Origin of the sequence: Pseudomonas sp. GV085 (genome assembly GCF_003050925.1) — a bacterium.
GTDB lineage: Bacteria > Pseudomonadota > Gammaproteobacteria > Pseudomonadales > Pseudomonadaceae > Aquipseudomonas.
Genome location: NZ_QAOV01000006.1, coordinates 13,650 through 35,576, shown reverse-complemented (window position 1 = coordinate 35,576; position 21,927 = coordinate 13,650). Strand labels below are relative to the sequence as shown.

The 21,927-nt window shown below is 60.0% G+C and carries 16 protein-coding genes and 2 riboswitches; of the genes, 10 read left to right on the top strand and 6 right to left on the bottom strand.

What is annotated here, in order from left to right:
* Position 1: 1 nt before the first annotated feature.
* Positions 2 to 1,072: a cobalamin biosynthesis protein CobW gene (cobW, locus tag C8K63_RS14185; protein WP_108217281.1), complete on the bottom strand. Its 1,071-nt coding sequence runs from the start codon at positions 1,070 to 1,072 to the stop codon at positions 2 to 4.
* Between the two features lie 102 nt (positions 1,073 to 1,174).
* Positions 1,175 to 1,388, bottom strand: a riboswitch (cobalamin riboswitch).
* 176 nt (positions 1,389 to 1,564) lie between these two features.
* A riboswitch (cobalamin riboswitch) is annotated at positions 1,565 to 1,790 on the top strand.
* A gap of 119 nt (positions 1,791 to 1,909) precedes the next feature.
* On the opposite strand from cobW, the gene C8K63_RS14180 reads away from it, so the two are divergent.
* The 4 genes from C8K63_RS14180 to cobM all read left to right on the top strand — a co-directional run bounded on the left by C8K63_RS14180 (position 1,910) and on the right by cobM (position 4,063).
* Positions 1,910 to 2,101, top strand: a complete 192-nt coding sequence (locus tag C8K63_RS14180; RefSeq protein ID WP_095941889.1) for a CbtB-domain containing protein — start codon at positions 1,910 to 1,912, stop codon at positions 2,099 to 2,101.
* Between the two features lie 11 nt (positions 2,102 to 2,112).
* Positions 2,113 to 2,820, top strand: coding sequence for a CbtA family protein (locus tag C8K63_RS14175; RefSeq protein WP_108217280.1), 708 nt, complete (start codon positions 2,113 to 2,115; stop codon positions 2,818 to 2,820).
* Positions 2,817 to 3,230: a cobalamin biosynthesis protein gene (locus C8K63_RS14170; RefSeq protein WP_102671349.1), complete on the top strand. Its 414-nt coding sequence runs from the start codon at positions 2,817 to 2,819 to the stop codon at positions 3,228 to 3,230. The genes C8K63_RS14175 and C8K63_RS14170 overlap by 4 nt, the downstream gene beginning before the upstream one ends.
* A gap of 86 nt (positions 3,231 to 3,316) precedes the next feature.
* Entirely contained in the window at positions 3,317 to 4,063 is a 747-nt protein-coding gene (gene cobM, locus C8K63_RS14165; RefSeq protein ID WP_108217279.1) for a precorrin-4 C(11)-methyltransferase, read from the top strand.
* Between the two features lie 169 nt (positions 4,064 to 4,232).
* Here the strand turns inward: cobM and nfuA are convergent, their stop codons facing one another.
* Together nfuA and C8K63_RS14155 are read right to left on the bottom strand one after the other, a co-directional pair.
* Entirely contained in the window at positions 4,233 to 4,817 is a 585-nt protein-coding gene (gene nfuA / locus C8K63_RS14160) for a Fe-S biogenesis protein NfuA (RefSeq protein ID WP_007912592.1), read from the bottom strand.
* A gap of 230 nt (positions 4,818 to 5,047) precedes the next feature.
* Complete coding sequence (locus C8K63_RS14155) at positions 5,048 to 7,345, bottom strand: fatty acid cis/trans isomerase (RefSeq protein WP_108217278.1); 2,298 nt, start codon at positions 7,343 to 7,345, stop codon at positions 5,048 to 5,050.
* 158 nt (positions 7,346 to 7,503) lie between these two features.
* Between C8K63_RS14155 and metH the strand changes: the two genes are divergently transcribed.
* Together metH and C8K63_RS14145 are read left to right on the top strand one after the other, a co-directional pair.
* Positions 7,504 to 11,214, top strand: coding sequence for a methionine synthase (gene metH / locus C8K63_RS14150; protein WP_108217277.1), 3,711 nt, complete (start codon positions 7,504 to 7,506; stop codon positions 11,212 to 11,214).
* Positions 11,215 to 11,354: 140 nt separating this feature from the next.
* The gene (locus C8K63_RS14145; RefSeq protein WP_108217276.1) at positions 11,355 to 11,576 is read left to right on the top strand and encodes a DUF2970 domain-containing protein; all 222 of its coding nucleotides are present in this window, start codon (positions 11,355 to 11,357) and stop codon (positions 11,574 to 11,576) included.
* A 6-nt stretch (positions 11,577 to 11,582) separates the two neighbouring features.
* On the opposite strand, the gene C8K63_RS14140 is transcribed toward C8K63_RS14145, so the two are convergent.
* Positions 11,583 to 12,668, bottom strand: a complete 1,086-nt coding sequence (locus tag C8K63_RS14140) for an ABC transporter substrate-binding protein (RefSeq protein WP_108217275.1) — start codon at positions 12,666 to 12,668, stop codon at positions 11,583 to 11,585.
* Between the two features lie 523 nt (positions 12,669 to 13,191).
* Between C8K63_RS14140 and C8K63_RS14135 the strand changes: the two genes are divergently transcribed.
* Entirely contained in the window at positions 13,192 to 14,850 is a 1,659-nt protein-coding gene (locus C8K63_RS14135) for a nitrite/sulfite reductase (protein ID WP_108217274.1), read from the top strand.
* A complete protein-coding gene (locus C8K63_RS14130; protein ID WP_108217273.1) occupies positions 14,834 to 15,328 on the top strand; it encodes a DUF934 domain-containing protein in 495 nt (164 codons plus the stop codon). Before C8K63_RS14135 ends, C8K63_RS14130 begins: the two co-directional genes overlap by 17 nt.
* A 41-nt stretch (positions 15,329 to 15,369) precedes the next feature.
* Here C8K63_RS14130 and C8K63_RS14125 read toward each other — a convergent pair whose 3' ends face one another.
* Entirely contained in the window at positions 15,370 to 19,341 is a 3,972-nt protein-coding gene (locus tag C8K63_RS14125) for a dermonecrotic toxin domain-containing protein (RefSeq protein ID WP_108217272.1), read from the bottom strand.
* Positions 19,342 to 19,533: 192 nt separating this feature from the next.
* On the bottom strand, positions 19,534 to 20,556 hold the full coding sequence (sohB, locus tag C8K63_RS14120) for a protease SohB (RefSeq protein ID WP_108217271.1): 1,023 nt from the start codon (positions 20,554 to 20,556) through the stop codon (positions 19,534 to 19,536).
* A 201-nt stretch (positions 20,557 to 20,757) separates the two neighbouring features.
* Between sohB and C8K63_RS14115 the strand changes: the two genes are divergently transcribed.
* Positions 20,758 to 21,468, top strand: coding sequence for a histidine phosphatase family protein (locus tag C8K63_RS14115; protein WP_108217270.1), 711 nt, complete (start codon positions 20,758 to 20,760; stop codon positions 21,466 to 21,468).
* Between the two features lie 64 nt (positions 21,469 to 21,532).
* A complete protein-coding gene (locus C8K63_RS14110) occupies positions 21,533 to 21,847 on the top strand; it encodes an SCP2 sterol-binding domain-containing protein (RefSeq protein WP_108217269.1) in 315 nt (104 codons plus the stop codon).
* Positions 21,848 to 21,927 lie beyond the last annotated feature (80 nt).

Sequence of the window (21,927 nt, the reverse complement as noted above, 5' to 3'; positions counted from 1 at the left end):
CTTACACGCTGAGCGCGGCGCGCAATTGCGCTTCGAGAACCGTGGCGTCCAGTTCCTGGCCGATCAGCACCAGGCGGGTGACTCGCGCTTCTTCAGCACCCCACTGGCGGTCGAAGTGCTTGTCGAAACGTGTGCCCACGCCCTGGATCAGCAGGCGCATCGGTTTGTTCGGGACTGCCGCAAAACCCTTGACTCGCAAGATGCCGTGCTGGACCACCAGTTGGGTCAGCGCGTCCATCAGCAGGCTTTCGTCAGCTTGCGGCAATTGGATGGAGATCGAATCGAAGGCGTCGTGATCGTGGTCGTCATGATCGTCGTCGCCATCGTGATGATGGTCATGGTGACTATGACGGCTGTCGATGTGTTCTTCGGAGCCGGCACCCAGACCGATCAGCACGTCCAGCGGCAGGCGACCGCTGCTGGCTTCGACGATTTTCACCGCTGGCGGCAACTCTTCGGCGACTTCCAGGCGCACCCGGGCCAGGTCGGCCGGGTTGATCAGGTCGGTTTTGTTGAGGATTACCAGGTCAGCGCTGGCCAACTGGTCGGCGAACAGTTCGTGCAGCGGCGATTCATGGTCCAGGTTCGGGTCGAGTTTGCGCTGGGCGTCGACCTGATCCGGGAAGGCAGCGAAGGTGCCGGCGGCGACGGCCGGGCTGTCGACCACGGTGATTACCGCATCCACCGTGCAGGCGCTGCGGATTTCCGGCCACTGGAAGGCTTGCACCAGCGGTTTGGGCAGGGCCAGGCCGGACGTTTCAATGAGGATATGGTCAAGATCGCCGCGACGGGCCACCAGTTCGCGCATCACCGGGAAGAACTCTTCCTGGACGGTGCAGCACAGGCAGCCGTTGGCCAGCTCATAGACACGGCCGTTGGCTTCCTCTTCGGTGCAACCGATGGAGCATTGCTTGAGGATTTCGCCATCGATACCCAACTCACCGAATTCGTTGACGATCACCGCGATGCGGCGACCCTGGGCGTTGTCGAGCATGTGCCGCAGCAGCGTGGTTTTACCCGAGCCGAGAAAGCCGGTGACGATGGTGACGGGGAGTTTGGCCAGTGTTTTCATCGGATGCCCTATGGCTAAGGTGGCGGGCATACGGGACGACGACCGACAACGCGGACGCGCGTGCCTGAAGAGTTCGCCACCGGATCACCCCGCCCGGTTGAAAGTGAGAATCTGTGACGAGGCAGGTCTCCTGGCTGACGGTGTGCCGGTCTTGAGCCTGGCATTCGCTGCGCCTTCCCGCCGGCCTCATGGATTGAGTCAGCAGTGGCGTGGCAACGAACATCACCGTTCACAGTTGCGGGGGCAGCCGCGGCATCGACCGCGTTCCCTTCTTAGCTTCGACAAACGCCGAAGAACCTCGAAAGCGCAAGGCTACGCATGGTATTGGGGCGGGTCAATGTCTTGTAGCGCCGCCACCGGCCCCATCGCGAGCAGGCTCGCTCCCACAGTTGATCGCATTCCCCTGTAGGAGCGAGCCTGCTCGCGATGAAGTCACCTGGGTTTCGAGTTGAGAACCCTTGCCAATTGACGCCCAGCCCCCGCCCATGCTCTCCTACGCACCTTGTTACGGGTGCCCTTCACAGGGTGAAACGGGAAACCGGTGAATCATGTGCTTTACTCTTAAGCCATGTCAGTCCGGTGCTGCCCCCGCAACGGTAAGCGAGCGAAGCGTCAGATCCACTGTGCTACTACGGCATGGGAAGGTGGCGCTTGCAGGATCAGGCAAACGCCTGCCCCCTCGTGAGCCCGGAGACCGGCCCGCAACACAAAGTGACCAGTACGATCACTGAACCAACAAACCCGCGGTGGGCGGGCGCTGTTTGAACCTCTGCGTGCTGGTCGCGAGGGGGTTTGCATGCGCTCTTATTCCCCACTGACAGACCAGAGGGAAACGCCATGTCGATCATCAGCAGCGCCGAACACACAGCCGCGAGCACCACTTCAACCCTGACCCAACGTCTGACCGCCGCCGTCTGCGCGTCGATCCTGGGTGCGTGCCTTGTGTATTTCGCCGGCTTCTCGCACATCGAAGCGGTGCACAACGCCGCCCACGATACCCGTCACAGCTCCGCGTTCCCGTGCCACTGAGAGCTGTCGACATGATCAAGCGTATTGCGCAAACCGCAGGCTTCACCGGGCTGCTGGCCGCCCTGCTGCTGACCCTGCTGCAAAGCTTCTGGGTCGCTCCGCTGATATTGCAGGCCGAGACTTACGAACAAGCCGAACCGGCCGCTGTTGAAATGCATCAGCACGCCGACGGTGCGATGGCCGCCCACACTCACGATGCGCAAGCCTGGGAGCCGGAAGACGGCTGGCAGCGCGTGCTGTCGACCACCGGCGGCAATCTGGTGGTAGCGGTCGGTTTCGCCCTGATGCTCGCCGGCCTGTACACCTTGCGTGCGCCGACCAAAACCTCCCAGGGCCTGCTCTGGGGCCTGGCCGGTTATGCGACGTTCGTGCTCGCGCCGACGCTCGGCCTGCCACCTGAATTGCCCGGCACTGCCGCAGCCGATCTGGCACAACGGCAACTGTGGTGGATCGGCACCGCCGCCTCCACTGCCGTCGGTATCGCGCTGATCGTATTCAGCCGTCACTGGCTGATGAAAGTCCTCGGCGTGGCGATCCTCGCCGTTCCCCACGTGATTGGCGCCCCCCAGCCGGAAGTGCATTCGATGCTCGCTCCAGAGGCGCTGGAAACCCGGTTCAAAATCGCTTCGCAACTGACCAACGTGGCGTTCTGGCTGGCCCTGGGCCTGATCAGCGCCTGGTTGTTCCGTCGCAAAAGCGAAGGTCAATATCAGGCATGACTGACGTCAGCACAGCGCCGACCCTGGTGGTCGGCCTGGGCTGCCAACGGGGCTGCCCCGTCAGCACGTTGCTGGCGCTGCTCGATCAGGCACTGGAGGCGCACCAGATCGCTCGTCATGAAATCAAGGCTCTGGCGAGCATCGACTCGAAGCGCGACGAACCTGCGCTGATCGAACTGGCTCAGCAGCTTGGCCTGGAATTGATGTATTTCAGCAGTGAACAACTGGCCGCTTATGAACCGCAACTCAGTCATCAATCGCAAATAGCGTTTGAACGTACCGGCTGCTACGGCGTGGCGGAAAGCGCCGCCCTGGCCCTGGCGGAACAACTGGCCCAGGCCCCGGCAAAACTGCTGATTCCACGACAAAAATATGCTCAGGCGACCCTGGCGTTGGCCGGCGCGGCATAAAAACCCCGATAATCCCCACCGTTGATCATGAACACTCTTCATCTGAAGCCCTGTTCAGCCCCTTTTTTTCCCCACAGGAACCGACGATGACCGTCTACTTCATTGGCGCAGGTCCCGGCGACCCCGAACTGATTACCGTCAAGGGCCAGCGGCTGATTCGCAGCTGTCCGGTGATCATTTATGCCGGCTCCCTGGTGCCTGCCGCCGTACTGGAAGGTCATTGTGCCGAACAGGTGGTCAACAGCGCCGAACTGCACCTGGAACAGATCATAGACCTGATCAGGACCGCCCACGCGAACGGTCAGGATGTTGCCCGGGTGCACTCCGGCGATCCGAGCCTTTATGGCGCCATTGGCGAGCAGATTCGCTATCTGCGTGAACTGGACATTGCGTTCGAAATCGTCCCTGGCGTGACGGCCACAGCCGCTTGCGCTGCGCTCTTGGGCGCGGAACTGACGCTGCCGGACGTTTCCCAGAGCGTGATCCTGACTCGCTACGCCGACAAGACCGCCATGCCTCCCGGAGAGGAGTTCTCCAGCCTGGCGCAGCACGGCGCGACCATGGCGATCCATTTGGGGGTCAATCACCTGGCGAAGATCGTTGAGGAACTACTGCCGCATTACGGAGCCGATTGCCCGATTGCGGTGGTGCACCGCGCGAGCTGGCCGGATCAGGATTGGGTGGTGGGAACACTTGAGGATATTGCCGGGAAGGTTGAAGCCAAGGGCTTTCGCCGTACGGCGTTGATTCTGGTGGGTCGGGTGCTGGGCAGTGACCACTTCAGCGAGTCATCGCTGTATCGCGCGGGGCATGCGCATCTCTACAGGCCCTGAAGCAACTGTGGCGAGGGAGCTTGCTCCCGCTGGACCGCGAAGCGGTCCCAATATCAGCCAACGCATTCATCACGGGAAAATGCATTGACTGATTTTGTGATGGCTATGCCATCAAGCGGGAGCAAGCTCCCTCGCCACAGCGCCGCTTTTTGATTTCGCAGCGAACACCTTAGTAGTAGGCGTTTTCTTTCTGCGTGTGGTCGGTCACGTCGCGAACGCCCTTGAGCTCAGGGATGCGCTCGAGCAAGGTGCGCTCGATGCCTTCCTTCAGCGTCACGTCGGCCTGGCCGCAGCCCTGGCAACCACCGCCGAACTGCAGGACGGCGATGCCGTCTTCGACCACGTCGATCAGGCTGACCTGACCGCCGTGGCTGGCCAGCCCCGGGTTGATCTCGGTTTGCAGGTAGTAGTTGATGCGCTCGTTGACCGGGCTGTCGGCGTTGACCATCGGTACTTTGGCGTTTGGCGCCTTGATGGTCAGTTGGCCGCCCATGCGGTCGGTGGCGTAGTCGACAACCGCATCGTCCAGGAAGGCTTCGCTGAAGTGGTCGATGTACGCGGTGAAGCTTTTCAGCCCCAGCGCGGTGTCTTCGGGTTTTTCTTCGCCCGGCTTGCAGTAGGCAATACAGGTTTCGGCGTACTGGGTGCCAGGCTGGGTGATGAAGACGCGAATGCCGATGCCCGGGGTGTTCTGCTTGGACAGCAGATCAGCCAGATAATCGTGGGCGGCGTCAGTGATGGTAATAGCGGTCATGGAAACTCCTCGCAGGCTTGGACGCAGTTTACGCCAATCAACGCGCCGGACAAAGTCCTAGTATTTTTGTCGGGAAAGATTTTGATATCCCCCTGGTTTTCTGTAGGAGCGAGCTTGCTCGCGATGGTCGCCAACGATAACGCGCACTCCCGGGTTTGCGCGGCGGACTTGAGAGCATCGTCGGAACGCCGCCCGGACCAAGCTCGCTCCTACAGGGGATCGGCGATTATTCAGAGGTTCTCGTAGCGGTTCATGTCCAGCACGCCCTCTTCCACCGGATCGGTTTCGTGGATGTAGCGGCTCAGGTCATGGAAATAAACCCAGAATTGCGGATGACTGCGCCGTATTCCCCAACGTTCGACGATTTTCTCGAAGCTGTCGGTATCCTTGGCGCTTTCCATCGCATCCACAAACGCCGGCACTTGCCCGGCCGGGATGTTGAACATGAAGTTCGGGTAGCTGCTGAGCACACCCGGAAAAATCGTCAGGGTGTCGAGCCCCGGTTGGTAGCGCAGTGATTCACCGAGCAAAAACGCCACGTTGCTGTGGGCTCGGTTAAGCAGCAGGCTGTAGACCTCACGCTTGCCGCTGCTGGTTTCGATACGCAGCAGGGTGGCTTCAGGCAACTGATCGATGACCTTCAACCCGGCGGCCGGACGCGAAGTCAGGCGGCTTAGCGTCTGTTCGGCACTTTGCAGGTCCGGATCAATGTTCGGCCGCGAGCAGTAGGCGCCGTCGCAGCGATTGATCGGGTCGGGCCTGGCATTGAGATCGCCGTAACGGGCCAGCAATTGCCGGGCGAAATCCCGCTTGGGATCCTGCGAATCAAGGCTCAGCGCAGTCGGCTTGTCATCGTCGATGGACTCATAGTCCAGCCACATCTTGAATTTGCCACTGTTCTGATACCAGTCGTCGAGGTAGCCTTCCCGGGAATCGGCAGGCATCAGGCGCAGGAAATTCTGCTCGGCGCCGTTGCGGATCAGGTCGAAATACAGCCGCGTCTGGGCCTGGTGGGACACGTTGCCGAACACATCGAAGTTCACTGCCAGTTGATAGTAGGTGCGCTCCAGCAGCGGATAGTCGAACAGCCAAATGGTTTGCGGCACGTCGCCGATCAGGCCTTTGGTCACCGAAGCACTGTCGAAATGGCGGAAGATGCTCAGCAACGCATTGTCATTGCCCGCCCACAGGGTCGACCAGCTTGGCGCCGGCAGGTCGGCGTAGCTGTCCCGGCGCAAGGCTTCGTATTCATTACGTTTGTCGCGGTAGTCGTGCCACAGGCTGAGGACGCTGCCGACGTCGTCGTTCTGCCCCGGCATCGCCAGCAACGGCGTGGCCTGCCCGCGATAGTTCGGATCGGTGACATACAGGTCGTGCTCGGGCGCCTGGAACAGTGTCCAGAAATTATCGCGGATCACGTCGGTGGCGATCTGCCCGCGGCACACCGGGCCGCGGATAAACGTGCGTACAAAGTACTCGGCGTTATCGAGCATGAACTGATAGCGCGCCTGGGCCGGGATCGCTTCGAAGGTGGCAAACGGGTTGGCCCGGCTCTGCGGTCCGTAGCCCGGCAATGCGTCGACCTGCCAATTGCCGCTGTAGAACAGGCTCTTGACCCGCGCCAGCTTCGCCGCACTCAGCGGATAAGTGATGTGGGTCTTGTGCACGATCACGCCCTGCACCGGCCACAAGCGGTAGTAGAACTGCGTGCCCGGATCATCGTTCGGGCGACGGGTGTTGATCAGGTCAATCGGCTGGCCGGTCGGAGTGCGTGAGCGTACCCACTGGAAGAAATGCCCTGGCTCGCCATCCTTGAAGTAGAGATGGGCAAGGAACCAGTGCTCGAACAGCCAGCGTCCCACCAGACTTTCCCGGGCGCCCGCCGAATTGAGCAGGTTTTCCCATTGCACCACCTGCAAGGCTTCCCCGGTGCTGGGCGCCAGCGCCTGCTGATCAATCGGCGCGCCTGCCGCCAGCCAGCGTTGCAGTGTCTGGTACTGTTGGTCGGTCAGGCCGGTCACTGCCAGCGGCATACCTTCTTTCGGATGCTTGGCGGCGTAGCCGTCGAACTCCGCGGGCATGGCACACATGTTTTCCCGGTTCAGGCCCAGGACGATGTCTTCCGGCAGCCTGGCGTTGGGTTGCAACGGAGTCTTGTGGCCAAGCTCCAGCATCCGCGCCATCAATGCGGCCTGGCTGCCCTGGGCATCGAGCACCGAATAGAAGCCCTTTTGCTGCCAGGCCTGTTTGCCGGAGGCGTCATAGAATAGCCGGGTCGGCGCAACGGCCTGGCGGCGGTCTCCGTCGTAGACCGGGACTTTCGTCGCGCCCCGCGCCGCGCCCTCGCCGCTGCCCAGGTTGAGCTGACAGGCGGCGTCGTTACAAGCATGGCAGGCCACGCACTTTTCAGTGAAGATCGGTTGAATATCACGGCTGTAGGAAATGGCAGGGGAAATCGCCGGACTTTGCGCCACAGCGCCCCAGCTTGAAAACAACAGCAATGTACCGATGACGAAGCGATACGACATGTCCCTGGTCCTGAATCCTGAAAAAACGCCGCGATTCTACCGGTCTCTGTCATCCTTACCAACATGAACGATATTCATGCAAAAACCAGTCATGCTCCAAAAGCGCACAGGTTTGCTATCATCCCGGCCCTTCGTCATGGTCTTACCGAGTAGTCCAAATGTCCGATCGCAGCGTTCGCCTTCAAGCTCTCAAGCACGCCCTCAAAGAGCGCATCCTGATTCTCGATGGCGGTATGGGCACGATGATCCAGAGCTACAAGCTCGAAGAGCAGGATTACCGTGGCAAACGCTTCGCTGACTGGCCAAGCGATGTCAAAGGCAACAACGATCTGCTGGTACTGACTCGCCCGGACGTGATTGGCGGCATTGAAAAAGCCTACCTGGACGCCGGCGCCGACATTCTGGAAACCAACACCTTCAACGCCACCCAGATCTCCCTGGCTGACTATGGCATGCAAGGCCTGGCGTATGAGTTAAACGTAGAAGGCGCACGTCTGGCGCGCAAGGTCGCCGACGCCAAGACCCTGGAAACCCCGGACAAGCCGCGCTTCGTCGCCGGCGTGCTCGGTCCTACAAGTCGCACCTGCTCGTTGTCCCCGGATGTGAACAACCCCGGCTACCGCAACGTGACCTTCGATGAGCTGGTCGAAAACTACACCGAATCCACCAAGGGCCTGATCGAAGGCGGCGCCGACCTGATCCTGATCGAAACCATTTTCGACACCCTGAACGCCAAGGCTGCGATCTTCGCCGTCCAGGGCGTGTTCGAGGAATTGGGCATTGAGTTGCCGATCATGATTTCCGGCACCATCACCGACGCCTCGGGCCGCACCCTGTCGGGCCAGACCACCGAAGCCTTCTGGAACTCCGTGGCCCACGCCAAGCCGATTTCCGTTGGCCTTAACTGCGCCCTCGGCGCCCGCGAACTGCGCCCGTACCTCGAAGAGCTGTCGAACAAAGCCAACACCCACGTTTCCGCGCACCCGAACGCCGGCCTGCCGAACGAATTCGGCGAGTACGACGAACTGCCATCGGAAACCGCCAAGGTCATCGAAGAGTTCGCCCAGAGCGGCTTCCTCAACATCGTCGGCGGTTGCTGCGGCACCACGCCGGGCCACATCGAAGCCATCGCCAAGGCGGTGGCCGGTTATGCGCCGCGCGAGATTCCGGACATTCCCAAGGCGTGCCGCCTCTCGGGCCTTGAGCCGTTCACCATCGATCGCAGCTCGTTGTTCGTCAACGTCGGCGAGCGCACCAACATCACCGGTTCCGCCAAGTTCGCCCGCCTGATCCGTGAAGACAACTACACCGAAGCCCTGGAAGTCGCCCTGCAGCAGGTCGAAGCCGGTGCCCAGGTGATCGACATCAACATGGACGAAGGGATGCTCGATTCGAAGAAGGCCATGGTGACCTTCCTCAATCTGATTGCTGGCGAACCGGACATCTCCCGCGTCCCGATCATGATCGACTCCTCCAAGTGGGAAGTGATCGAAGCCGGCCTCAAGTGCATCCAGGGCAAGGGCATCGTCAACTCGATCAGCATGAAGGAAGGCGTCGAGCAGTTCATTCACCACGCCAAACTGTGCAAGCGCTACGGCGCCGCGGTGGTGGTGATGGCCTTCGACGAAGCCGGCCAGGCCGATACCGAAGCGCGCAAGAAAGAAATCTGCAAACGCTCCTACGACATTCTGGTCAACGAAGTGGGCTTCCCGCCGGAAGACATCATCTTCGACCCGAACATCTTCGCCGTGGCCACCGGTATCGAAGAACACAACAACTATGCTGTGGACTTCATCAACGCCTGTGCCTATATCCGCGACGAACTGCCGTACGCCCTGACCTCCGGCGGCGTGTCCAACGTGTCGTTCTCGTTCCGTGGCAACAACCCGGTGCGCGAGGCGATTCACTCGGTGTTCCTGCTGTATGCGATCCGTAACGGCCTGACCATGGGCATCGTCAACGCCGGCCAGCTGGAGATCTATGACCAGATCCCGGTGGAGCTGCGCGACGCCGTGGAAGACGTGATCCTCAACCGCACCCCGGAAGGCACCGACGCCCTCCTCGCCATCGCCGACAAGTACAAGGGCGACGGCAGCGTCAAGGAAGCCGAGACCGAAGAGTGGCGCAACTGGGACGTCAACAAGCGTCTGGAGCATGCGCTGGTCAAGGGCATCACCACTCACATCGTGGAAGACACCGAAGAGTCGCGCCTGTCCTTCGCTCGCCCGATCGAAGTGATCGAAGGCCCGCTGATGTCCGGCATGAACATCGTCGGCGACCTGTTCGGCGCCGGTAAAATGTTCCTGCCTCAGGTGGTGAAATCTGCCCGCGTGATGAAGCAGGCCGTTGCCCACTTGATCCCGTTCATCGAACTGGAAAAAGGCGACAAGCCGCAGGCCAAGGGCAAGATCCTCATGGCTACCGTGAAAGGCGACGTGCATGACATCGGCAAGAACATCGTCGGCGTGGTGCTGGGCTGTAACGGCTATGACATCGTCGACCTCGGCGTGATGGTGCCGGCGGAAAAAATCCTGCAAGTGGCCAAGGAACAGAAGTGCGACATCATCGGCCTGTCCGGCCTGATCACCCCGTCGCTGGATGAGATGGTCCACGTTGCCCGCGAAATGCAGCGTCAGGACTTCCACCTGCCGTTGATGATCGGTGGCGCGACCACCTCCAAGGCGCACACGGCGGTGAAGATCGAACCCAAGTACAGCAATGACGCGGTGATCTACGTCACCGACGCCTCCCGCGCCGTGGGCGTGGCAACCCAGTTGCTGTCCAAGGAACTCAAGGCCGGTTTCGTCGAGAAAACCCGCCAGGACTACATCGAGGTTCGCGAGCGCACTGCCAACCGCAGCGCCCGCACCGAACGCCTGAGCTACGGCGCGGCCGTCGCCAAGAAGCCGCAATTCGACTGGGCGAGCTACACGCCGGTCAAACCGACTTTCACCGGTACGCGGGTGCTGGACAACATCGACCTCAACGTTCTGGCTGAATACATCGACTGGACGCCGTTTTTCATATCCTGGGACCTGGCCGGCAAGTTCCCGCGCATCCTCCAGGACGAAGTGGTCGGTGAAGCCGCCACCTCGCTGTACAAAGATGCCCGGGAAATGCTCACCAAACTGATCGACGAGAAACTGATCAGCGCCCGCGCGGTGTTTGGCTTCTGGCCGGCCAACCAGGTGCATGACGACGACATCGAGCTCTATGGCGATGACGGCAAGCCAATGGCCAAGCTGCACCACTTGCGTCAACAAATCATCAAGACCGACGGCAAGCCGAACTTCTCCCTCGCCGACTTCGTTGCGCCCAAAGACAGTGAAGTGACCGACTACGTGGGTGGTTTCATCACCACCGCCGGGATCGGTGCCGAAGAGGTCGCCAAGGCCTATCAGGATGCGGGCGACGACTACAACTCGATCATGGTCAAGGCCCTGGCCGACCGCCTGGCCGAGGCCTGTGCCGAGTGGTTGCACCAGCAGGTGCGTAAAGACTACTGGGGTTACGCCAAGGACGAGACGCTGGACAACGAGGCGCTGATCAAAGAGCAATACACCGGCATCCGCCCTGCTCCGGGCTACCCGGCCTGCCCGGATCACACCGAGAAAGCCACGCTGTTCAAGCTGCTGGACCCGGAAGCGGAAGAACTCAAGGCCGGCCGCAGCGGCGTGTTCCTCACCGAGCACTACGCCATGTTCCCGGCGGCAGCGGTCAGCGGCTGGTACTTCGCTCACCCGCAGGCGCAGTATTTCGCCGTGGGCAAGATCGACAAGGATCAGGTGCAGAGTTACACCTCGCGTAAAGGTCAGGAGTTGAGCGTGACCGAGCGTTGGTTGGCGCCGAACCTGGGTTACGACAACTAAGATCAAAAGATCGCAGCCTGCGGCAGCTCCTACAGGTGTACACAAAACCCTGTAGGAGCTGCCGCAGGCTCGGGCCGCGTTCGGACGATCTTTTCTGTATTGTCTATGCTTACCTCTTACACATAAGTGACGGGGGATTTATGGACGATCCAGTCGACAACAACAAACCGCCGACCTTCTGGCAGATGCTGCACAGCGTGCTGGCTGCCGCGTTCGGGGTACAGAGCGGGAAGAACCGGGCGCGTGACTTCACTCACGGTAAGCCGAGTCATTTCGTGATTCTGGGGATTCTGTTCACCGCAGTGTTCGCGTTGACACTGTTTGGCATCGTCAAACTGGTGTTGCACCTGGCGGGTATCTGAACCGACTCAGTGCATCAGGGCTTGCAGGCTGAACGGGTAGCGCCAGGACGTCGGCCGCCCCTTGGCCGAGAGTTTCCGGAAATCCACACCGTAATCCTGAGTGGTGCTCAACGCCAGCAATCGCTTGGCTTGTGCGTGATCGATCAGCTGCAACAACGGAATCTGCCGGTCGCGTCCACCGTACTGGCTGACATCCACCCCCTGGTCGTAGTCATGCAGCTGCACCAGCGCCCAACCACCCAGAGTGAAGTGGCCGCCCAACAGCACACTCAACCGCCCATCCAACAGCGCCTGTAACGCGGCCGGTGAATTGTTGATGGCGCTGAACAGCACGTCCTTGCCGGGCTGGCCTCCGGTTTCGGCATAAGCCTGCATGGCGCCAAAGGCCATTTCATCGTTGGCCGACCAGACCAGCGACGTTTGCGGATAACGCTTGAACAATAACCTGGCCTGTTCATAGGCGCGCTCGCGGGTCCAGCTGCCATAGACCAACTGGCGCAACCGCACTTCAGGGTGTTCGGCCAATGCCCGCATCATGCCCTTCTCACGCTGTTGCGCGGCTGGCGTGATCTTCAGGCCGGAAAAGGCCACCAGATCAATGACCTGACCGGGCGCGACCGGGCGATGCAGGCGAATCAGCTGCTTGAGCATCAAGTAGCCGCCCTCCTCATTGTTGGGCACCAGGCTGCCTAGCCAGTTGGAATACTTGTCCGGTCGGGCGCCGAGCAAGCGCACCTGGTCTGCGGTCAGGCCGTTGTTGACCAAAAACAGCTTCACACCGCTGCCTTGAGCCAGACGCAGGATTTCGGGCGCAACGTACAGTTCGTTGACGAACACCAGATAGTCCGGTCGATTCGGCCCTTGCAGGGCTTCGCGGGCCTGCTTGAGTGTGGTTTCAGCGTTTCGCTCGGAATACTGGATGCGCAAATCCATGCCCAGGTCGTTGGCCGCGGCCTGCATGAATTGCGAGTAACTGACCCAGAACGTCTCCTGGGTGGTCCCTGGATTGAGGAACAATACGGACGCCGCCTGGACACACGATCCCCAGACCGTAGCCAGCGCCAGCACTGCACCACAGAAGAACTTCAACATTGATCGTCCGAGCCCCCGGAAATTCGCCGCGCATTATAGCCAGCGAACCTCCGTAAAACGGCGATTTTTCCGGTTTTTGTCAGACAATCCTCGGAACCGGGCCCGGACGGGGTCGTTTACTGATGGCTGACCCAGAAAACCGCCGTCCCCACGACCAGAATGATCAGGAATAAAATTGCCCAGGCATCAACGGTGCTATCGCTTTTCCGTGCTTTGGTTGGGTTGCTCATTGCATCGCCTCTTGTCGGTTTTATCGGTGATTGCATAAAGACTCGAGCAGAGTAAAGACGACGATTGCCCGCACCACAAACAGGGGCTTTGCAACAACAATTCTCATTAGGCGATTTGGTTCTTTACATATGCTCAAACATCACTTTTACGCATAACTGCAAACTGTTATCTTGCCCCGGCTCCTAATGGAGTGCGCGGCCGTGCGCGCAGAATTGCCGAGGTTTCATCGGACGCCAGCAAGCCAAAAAACGCCGCTGTTTCCGACCGGCCCAAGCCTGAGAACAGGACTTATATGTACGTATACGACGAATACGATCAGCGGATCATCGAGGACCGCGTCAAGCAGTTCCGTGATCAGACCCGACGCTATCTGGCAGGCGAGCTGAGCGAAGAAGAATTCCGCCCCCTGCGCCTGCAAAATGGCCTTTATATCCAGCGCTTCGCACCGATGTTGCGAGTCGCCGTGCCTTACGGCCAACTGACTTCGCGCCAAGTGCGAATGATGGCCAAAATTGCCCGCGACTACGACAAGGGCTACGCCCACATCAGTACCCGGCAGAACGTGCAGTTCAACTGGCCGGCCGTGGAAGACATTCCGGACATCCTGGCTGAACTGGCGACCGTGCAGATGCATGCGATCCAGACCAGTGGCAATTGCTTGCGCAACGTCACCACCGACCAGTTCGCCGGTGTCGCCTTCGATGAGCTGATCGACCCGCGCCCATGGTGCGAGATCGTGCGCCAGTGGACCACGTTCCACCCGGAATTCGCCTACCTGCCGCGCAAGTTCAAGATTGCCGTCAACGGTTCGACTTCCGACCGTGCCGCCATCGAAGTCCATGACATCGGTCTTGAGCCGGTGCACAACGCCGCCGGCGAACTGGGTTTCCGCGTGCTGGTCGGTGGTGGCCTGGGCCGTACGCCGGTCGTGGGCGCGTTCATCAATGAATTCCTGCCGTGGCAAGACCTGTTGAGCTACCTCGACGCCATCCTGCGGGTCTACAACCGCTATGGTCGTCGCGACAACAAGTACAAGGCGCGGATCAAGATTCTGGTAAAAGCGCTGACGCCTGAAGTCTTCGCGCAAAAAGTCGATGCGGAAATGGAACACTTGCGCGGTGGCCAGACCACGTTGACCGAAGCCGAAGTCCTGCGCGTCGCCAAACACTTCGTCGACCCGGACTACAAGGCACTGGACAACCAGACCGCCGCCCTGGCCGAGCTCGACCAGCAACACCCGGGCTTTGCCCGTTGGCGCGTGCGCAATACCCTGGCCCACAAGAAGCCGGGCTACGTGGCCGTGACCTTGTCCCTCAAGCCTACCGGCGTTGCACCGGGCGACATCACCGACAAACAGCTCGACGCCGTGGCCGACCTGGCCGACCGCTACAGCTTCGGTCAACTGCGCACCTCCCACGAGCAGAACATCATCCTGGCCGACGTCGAGCAGGACAAGCTGTTCGCCCTGTGGGGCGAGCTGCGCGAGCAAGGTTTCGCCACGCCGAACATCGGCCTGCTGACCGACATCATCTGCTGCCCGGGCGGCGACTTCTGCTCCCTGGCCAACGCCAAGTCAATCCCGATCGCCGAGTCGATCCAGCGCCGCTTCGACGACCTGGACTACCTGTTCGACATCGGCGAGCTGGACCTGAATATCTCCGGATGCATGAACGCCTGTGGTCACCACCACGTCGGCCACATCGGGATTCTCGGGGTGGACAAGAAAGGCGAGGAGTTCTACCAGGTGTCCCTGGGTGGCAGCGCCAGTCGCGATGCGAGCCTGGGCAAGATCCTCGGCCCGTCCTTTGCCCAGGAAGCCATGCCTGACGTGATCGAAAAGCTGATCGACGTGTACATCGAACAACGTACCGAAGACGAACGCTTCATCGACACCTATCAGCGTATTGGCATCGACCTCTTCAAGGAGCGTGTCTATGCAGCGAATCATTAAGAACAACGAGGTCGTCGACGAAACCTGGCACCTGCTGCCCAAGGATTTCAACATCGACGAGATCAGCAACTGTGACGACCTCATCGTGCCGTTGCAGCTGTGGCGCGAACACAGCCGTATGCTCAAGGCCCGTGACGGCGGCCTGGGCGTGTGGCTGGATGCCGATGAAGAAGCCGAGGAAATCGGTGAAGACGTGGCGCAGTTCCAGGTCATCGCCCTGAACTTCCCGGCCTTCACCGATGGCCGCAACTACTCCAACGCCCGCCTGCTGCGTGACCGTTACGGTTTCAAGGGCGAGTTGCGGGCCATTGGCGACGTACTGCGTGACCAGTTGTTCTACATGCATCGCTGTGGTTTCGACGCGTTTGCCATTCGCGCCGACAAAGACCCGCACGAAGCCCTTGAAGGTCTCAAGGATTTCTCGGTGACCTATCAGGCCGCCACCGACGAACCACTGCCGCTGTTCCGTCGCCGTTGATGCCCAGGCCTTGAACTCTTTGCGGGGTTCAAGGCCATCCTCTAGGCCTGTTCGGTGATCACCGGAAACGGCCGCCCCATCGTTACCCAATCGCGGTAAAGCCTGGCCCGATCTTCCAGCGCGGTGAAAATTCCCAGCGGATTTTCGACATCGGTCGCTGTGCCTTCGACAAACCGGTTCAGCCAGCCCCACAACTCATCCGACGCCTGCGCCTCGCTCAACAGTCGCCAGACCCTCGCTTGCAATTCCAGATAATCGACCTGAAAGTCCGCCGTCAGACTGAGCCCGTCGATGACCCTCAGGAAACGACCGCCTGACGGTTTGACCGCCAATTGCTGCCAAATCGTTCGCCTGGCTAGCCGCAGTGCTTCGTCACCCTCGCGCAACCACGCAACCGGATTGCCATAGTCGGCTCCTGGTGTACTCAACCACAGGTTGATCCCGGTGCGTTGCCGATGATCGATCAAGCGCCGCAACGTGCCCTCGTCCGTCAGCGGGTTGCCCCAGAGTTTCACCCGATCCGGGGCGACGGCCTGGCTCAGCACTGCTGGCGGAACCCGGGTGATTCGGTTATCGCTCAGGTCCAGCAGCATCAGGTAGGGATCGTCCCGAATTCCGATCGGGCATCTACTGATCCCTGTACTCCTCAGGTTCACCTGGCGCAGTTCGTTCATCCCTAGCAACACCGGCGAAACACCCAAGGGGTTTCCACTTAAATCCAGTGATTGCAAGTTGATCAAGTCACACAGTTGCGACGCCGTGTTCTCTCTGAATTGCAGAAACGTGGCTTTCAGATTCAGGGTCGTGAGATGGCGCATTCGCGCAATCGCCGGCGGCAGAACACCACCCTCCAGCCCCCCTATTGCATCAGGCAGCCGCAGATCGACTTTTTCCAGATTCAAGACGCGCAGATTAGGGAAAGACTCAAGGAAGCCGTTCAAGCTCTCACGTTCAATCAGATGGAATCCGCGCATCGACAATTCGATCACCTCGTTGAACCTGACGCTCATGAGCGGCAAGCGGTGGAAGTCCTCGAAGTCCAGATCCAGTTTGTATCCCGTTAACGTCTCCCCGGAATAAAGACGATTGGCCTGCGGCGGGCACTTTCGCCAGATTGACACCAACTCGTCAGCCAGTTCCATCCGGGTCTCGCGCTCGTACTCCATCGTGTGCTGCAGCAACGCGACGTTATGCGCCGCGATTTGTACATGATTCATGTCCGCGGCGTCCTCGTCGTCAGCGGCCAGAAAGTCGATGTCCATGTCATCGACATCCTGCAGGGCCTGGTCGATCCAACCCGTCAAATCCGTACTCAATTGCTCAATTTGTTGCTTCAATCCATCGAGCTGCGACTGAACGCTTTCTCCGGCCTGTTGCAGCCATTCATCGGCCTGTGCGTTGCCAAAGTCGGGATAGAGGTCCCTGACTTGCAGCCTCAGCATTTCGTGGGTCAACGCTGCGGCCTGCGGGGTCGTCGGGAAGCCGCCGCCCCTCAAGCCTTGCATTTCGAAGGGTAGCCCCCCGTCCATTCTGCCCAGGCCCAGGCTGAATTCGGAGCGTGATAGCGCACGGTCACGGAGATTGAGCTTCAGTTCATTGGCCGGGTTCAGCGACTGCAATTGCAGCGCCGCACGCTCGTCCTCGGACAATGCACCGATGACAGCCCCGTAAAAATCTGTATGCAAGAGGGTTTGGGTGGGTATGTCGAAGTATTGATAATGGTTGCCGACTTTGATCAAGCGTCGACAATAAGCGGCATCGAGGGAACCGCAACGATCCAGCACCCGTCCTTGCGGCGAGCCGTCGAGCACCTCGAGTCGCAGGTTTCTCGGCCATCCGGGCAGGTCCCTCAGTGAGTGCAATGCCAGCGTGTCTGAATCGGAATGGGCCACCGACCGCAGATAAAGGCCTTCGTAAGCACGAGTGAGGCGCACATGCCGCTGGTACTGGCGGGCTTTGCTATCCAATTGCCTGAATAGTTCCCTGGCCTGGATCTCATCCGGCGTCGCCGTCAGTTCTACTCCATAGCGATCGAGCATCTGCTCTACCGCACTTTTCGGCAGGCCGGGATATTGCTGTTGAAACAATCGGATCCATTCATGCTCCGAATACTGAAGTGCCTGATAACGACTGTCGAACAACTCCACTCGCCGGGCCTGCAACGCCTCGTGCATATCACTGCCTTCGACCGCAGGGGCCGCGCCAGCCTGGGTTTTATCGATGACTTGCACGACTTCCTGATCGATCCTGAACCGATTGATGGTGTCGGCCAACACTGGGGTGGGTCGACGACCGGCCTGGATCATCCGCAGCATGTCGTCATCGACGTCGCAGACCTTGCCGACCTGCATAAGGACCTCATCGCTGAAAGCGTCCACCGGGGCGCCTATCCCTCGCAGCAGGCTCAGACGGCTCGGTATCCGCGTGATCGGTTCCGGAGCAGCGATATGAGCGGACGGATCGCCAGCCGGTCTGCCGCCGGGTTGCACATCGGGCTCGCCAGTCTCGTGCCCGGTCCTGGTCAGCGCGGCGACCTCCGCGCCTTCGCGTTCTAACGAAGCGACAGCCCCGACCAGCGGCAATGCATTGAGCAAGCCGAACACAGTTCGCGTCACGCCTTCGGAACGCTCACTGGCTGTTTGCCCCTCGACGGCCTCATCCAGACCGTAACCGGCATCAATAAGCCCGGCCAGCACCAACAATCCCTCACCTCCAGGCACAAACAACGCCAGTGGCCCGAACCGGTTGATCCATTGCACGATCGGCTTGACGAAAGCACTCAGATTGTCACGGTTGACCTGAGCATCGTCGCGGATGGCCTTGGTGCTGCCCTGGGCAGCCTGCTTCATGGATTTCACCAACTGCGCAAAAGGGTCGGTTGCGCTGGGGGAACGATCAAACTCGATGTAGTCGCCCGGATCCCAATAGCCATCATCGTTGAAGAACCCTGCACTTTTCGTCAGCCTGTGTATTTTTGGATAAATCGCCATGCCCTCCAGCGCGGTCAGTACACCCGCATGAAAGGTGCCGTCCTCGCGATCCTGTTCGGTGAAGTGAGCCGCCAATGCATGTTTCGTATCGGCGCCCCTGCCCTGAGCCACGATCCATTGGCGCAACTGCCGACTGTCGGTGAATTCGTGCAATGGCGAAGAATTGCCGGGGATGTACAGCAACACCCTGGGCACTGATCGCTCTTGAAAGCACCAGATATCCGTCGCTGTATAACGGTACAGTTTCAACCGACTCGCCTCGACACCCGGGGGCATTTTTGTCGGCGCTTGCAGTTGCTGGATCGTCAGTGCTTCCCAGGTCTGCGCGGCGGGCAACCCGGCGGCTTGCATGGCAAGTTCCAGCCCCTTTCTGGACAGGCACCGTTCTTGATATTGCAGCCGGGCCGCCATGACGAAAGCGGCCTTGACCGATGTCCTCAGCGCATAAGGACCGGGCGCAGTGATGACCGCATCCGACGGCCAGGCCTGATCGAGATAAGCCTGGTATCGATCAGAAAGAAACACCCCCCAGACCCACTGCTTGAAATCGGCAGGCCGTAGATTGATTTGCGTGTGCGGGCCATAGGATTGCGGAACCGTTGCGCGGTAAATGCCTTCATAGGTGTCGTGGTTGCCGCTGCCCACATAAGCAAACTCATCGACCTTCTCGACAATGCGCACCGACGGCCCGATGTCGGGCGGTGTGTACAGACCAAACAGCGTTTCGCCGAAGCGCCCGTCGCCCACCGTCTGATAATTGCCAAGCAGGGCCTGGATCAGGGTGCGGGAACTCCCCACCTGCCCCTGATGGATACCGTTCTCTGGAGGATGCCCATGGTAGTTATAGTCAAGTGTTACCAGCAGGGCTGTCTGCGGATCAATGTCGGCGCCCCACTTTTCCTTGATCAAGCGCTCGCCAAACTGAGCGGGAGTTTGCGGCAGTGCGGTCTCCACCGCGGCCTTCAGCTCGTTGCGCATCAGGACATTGGGTGTTGGGGCATCGCCATGGGCGTGATCATTCATGTGCATTCCATTGCAAACTATTGGGAATCACCAGAATAACCAGCGGCGACTCAAGCGTAAGTCGGAAGGGTCGGCTCATCAGTTAGGACATTTCGCAGCGGCCACGGGAAAATGACAAATCTGGAATTTCGGGCGAAAAAAAACCGCGGAAAATCCGCGGTTTGATTTTTTTTGCAGACGCCCGCTAAAGGCTTACCAGAAGCGTTGCTGGGTCAAACGGCTCCACCAGCTCAGTAGCATGCGATCGACCGAGCCGCTGGCGGCCATGCCAATGCGCTCTGGCAGGCTTTTGCGTTCGGTGTAATGCAAGTGATAGAGCTCGGACTGCCTGGCGCGCTCGGCGAGGTATTCATCGCTGGTCTTGAGTTCGTCGACTAGGTGCTTTTCCAGCGCTGCGACGCCGAGCCAGATTTCGCCGGTGGCCACTTCATCGATTGCCAGCTGCGGGCGATAGCGCGACACGAAGTTCTTGAACAGTTGATGGGTGATGTCAAGATCCTGCTGGAACTTCTCCCGCCCCTTCTCGGTGTTTTCGCCAAACACGGTCAGGGTGCGCTTGTACTCACCGGCGGTCAGCACTTCGAAATCGATGTCGTGCTTTTTCAGCAGGCGATTGACGTTGGGCAACTGCGCCACCACGCCAATCGAGCCGAGGATCGCGAAGGGTGCGCTGATGATCTTCTGGCCGATGCACGCCATCATGTAGCCGCCACTGGCCGCGACCTTGTCGATGCACACGGTCAAGGGCACGCCAGCTTCGCGGATGCGCGCCAGTTGCGAAGAAGCCAGTCCGTAGCTGTGAACCATGCCGCCGCCGCTTTCCAGGCGCAGCACCACTTCGTCCTTCGGTGTGGCGAGGGTCAGCAAGGCCGTGATTTCGTGGCGCAGGCTTTCGGTGGCCGAAGCCTTGATATCGCCGTTGAAATCCAGCACGAACACCCGGGGTTTGGCCTCGGTTTTTTTCTTCTGTTTCTTGTCGGTTTTAGCCTGCGTCTTGCGCAGGGCCTTGAGCTGGTCCTTGTCGAGCAAGGTTTGCTCCAGGCGCTCGCGCAGCCCTTTGTAGAAATCATTGAGCTTGCTGACCTGCAACTGGCCGGCGGATTTGCGTCGACCTTTGCTGCGCAAGGCCGCAAAGCTGGCCAGGACCACCAGAATGGCGATCACCAGGGTCACGGTCTTGGCCAGGAAAACGGCGTACTCGGAAAAAAACTCCACAGGGACTCCTTAATCGTTGCGCGGCATGCAAGCGCGCGGGATACCACCAGCATACCCATGCGCCGCCCTTGCGACCAGCCGTGAAACCTCTGGCAACAGGCCTGTAACGGGCATTTCAAACAAGCGTATGTTTTTTCATTGACAGTACACCGCCATCCTCATAACCTCGCCAAACCTTCAACGCACCGGGATGACGCGGACGTGGGCAGCATCTATCTGATTCGACATGGCCAGGCCTCTTTTGGTGCAGACGACTACGACGTCCTGTCGCCGACCGGCATTCGACAGGCTGAAATCCTTGGCCGGCACCTGGCCGAACTCGGCATCAGCTTCGACCGTTGCCTGGCGGGCGACCTGCGCCGCCAGCAGCACACGGCCAGCAGCGCGCTGGAACAATTCGCCGCGGTAGGCCTGCCGGTGCCGCTCCTGGAAACCGACTGTGCCTTCAACGAGTTCGATGCCGATGCGGTGATCCGCGCGCTGTTGCCGGCCATGCTGCCGGACGAACCCGAAGCCCTGAACATCCTGCGCAACGCCGCGCAAAACCGTGGTGAGTTCCAGCGTATCTTCGCCCTGATCATCGAACGCTGGCTGGCCGGCACCTACGATACACCGGGCCTGGAAAGCTGGCTGGGCTTTGTCGAACGGGTCCAGGCCGGCTTGCACCGCATCCTCGACCAGGCCGACAACACCCAGAAAATCGCCGTGTTCACGTCCGGCGGCACCATCACCGCCCTGCTCCACCTGATTACGCAAATGCCTGCCCGGCAGGCCTTTGAATTGAACTGGCAAATCGTCAACACCTCGCTCAACCAGCTTAAGTTTCGCGGTCGCGAGGTGGCCCTGGCTTCCTTCAACGCTCATGCGCACCTGCAACTGTTGAAGGCCCCGGAACTCATCACGTTTCGCTGAGTCCGGACTATTGTGACCCTGGCTTTAATCACCCAGCTCTTATTACCCAAGAAAGGATCGAACCATGACCTCCGTAGCAGATGCCGTACAAGCAATGAAAGCCAAGTTCAACCCAGCCGCTGCTGCAGGTCTGGATCTGGTCTTCGGTTTCCGCATCGACGACACCAAGAGCTTCTCGCTGATCGTCAAAGACAGCACCTGCGAGCTGCAGGAAGGCGAGAACCCGGACGCCCAGGTGACCCTGGTGATGGACGGCGAAACCCTGGAAGGCATCGTCGACGGTTCGACTGACGGCATGCAAGCGTTCATGGGCGGCAAACTGCGCGCTGAAGGCGACATGATGCTGGCGATGAAACTGTCCGAGCTGTTCCCGTCGTAAGCACCTGGCTCCCGGGCTTCGGGAGCGTGCAAGGTCGCAAACGAATCCCGCCCTTAGTGGCGGGATTCGTCGTTTTTGCC

Coding starts and splice junctions, on each gene's coding strand:
- C8K63_RS14175 (WP_108217280.1), top strand. CDS start 2,113: ATGATCAAGCGTATTGCGCAAACCGCAGGCTTCACCGGGCTGCTGGCC.
- C8K63_RS14130 (WP_108217273.1), top strand. CDS start 14,834: ATGCAGCGAATCATTAAGAACAACGAGGTCGTCGACGAAACCTGGCAC.
- cobM (WP_108217279.1), top strand. CDS start 3,317: ATGACCGTCTACTTCATTGGCGCAGGTCCCGGCGACCCCGAACTGATT.
- C8K63_RS14155 (WP_108217278.1), bottom strand. CDS start 7,345: ATGTCGTATCGCTTCGTCATCGGTACATTGCTGTTGTTTTCAAGCTGG.
- C8K63_RS14145 (WP_108217276.1), top strand. CDS start 11,355: ATGGACGATCCAGTCGACAACAACAAACCGCCGACCTTCTGGCAGATG.
- C8K63_RS14110 (WP_108217269.1), top strand. CDS start 21,533: ATGACCTCCGTAGCAGATGCCGTACAAGCAATGAAAGCCAAGTTCAAC.
- C8K63_RS14170 (WP_102671349.1), top strand. CDS start 2,817: ATGACTGACGTCAGCACAGCGCCGACCCTGGTGGTCGGCCTGGGCTGC.
- C8K63_RS14180 (WP_095941889.1), top strand. CDS start 1,910: ATGTCGATCATCAGCAGCGCCGAACACACAGCCGCGAGCACCACTTCA.
- C8K63_RS14125 (WP_108217272.1), bottom strand. CDS start 19,341: ATGAATGATCACGCCCATGGCGATGCCCCAACACCCAATGTCCTGATG.
- nfuA (WP_007912592.1), bottom strand. CDS start 4,817: ATGACCGCTATTACCATCACTGACGCCGCCCACGATTATCTGGCTGAT.
- metH (WP_108217277.1), top strand. CDS start 7,504: ATGTCCGATCGCAGCGTTCGCCTTCAAGCTCTCAAGCACGCCCTCAAA.
- C8K63_RS14140 (WP_108217275.1), bottom strand. CDS start 12,668: ATGTTGAAGTTCTTCTGTGGTGCAGTGCTGGCGCTGGCTACGGTCTGG.
- C8K63_RS14135 (WP_108217274.1), top strand. CDS start 13,192: ATGTACGTATACGACGAATACGATCAGCGGATCATCGAGGACCGCGTC.
- cobW (WP_108217281.1), bottom strand. CDS start 1,072: ATGAAAACACTGGCCAAACTCCCCGTCACCATCGTCACCGGCTTTCTC.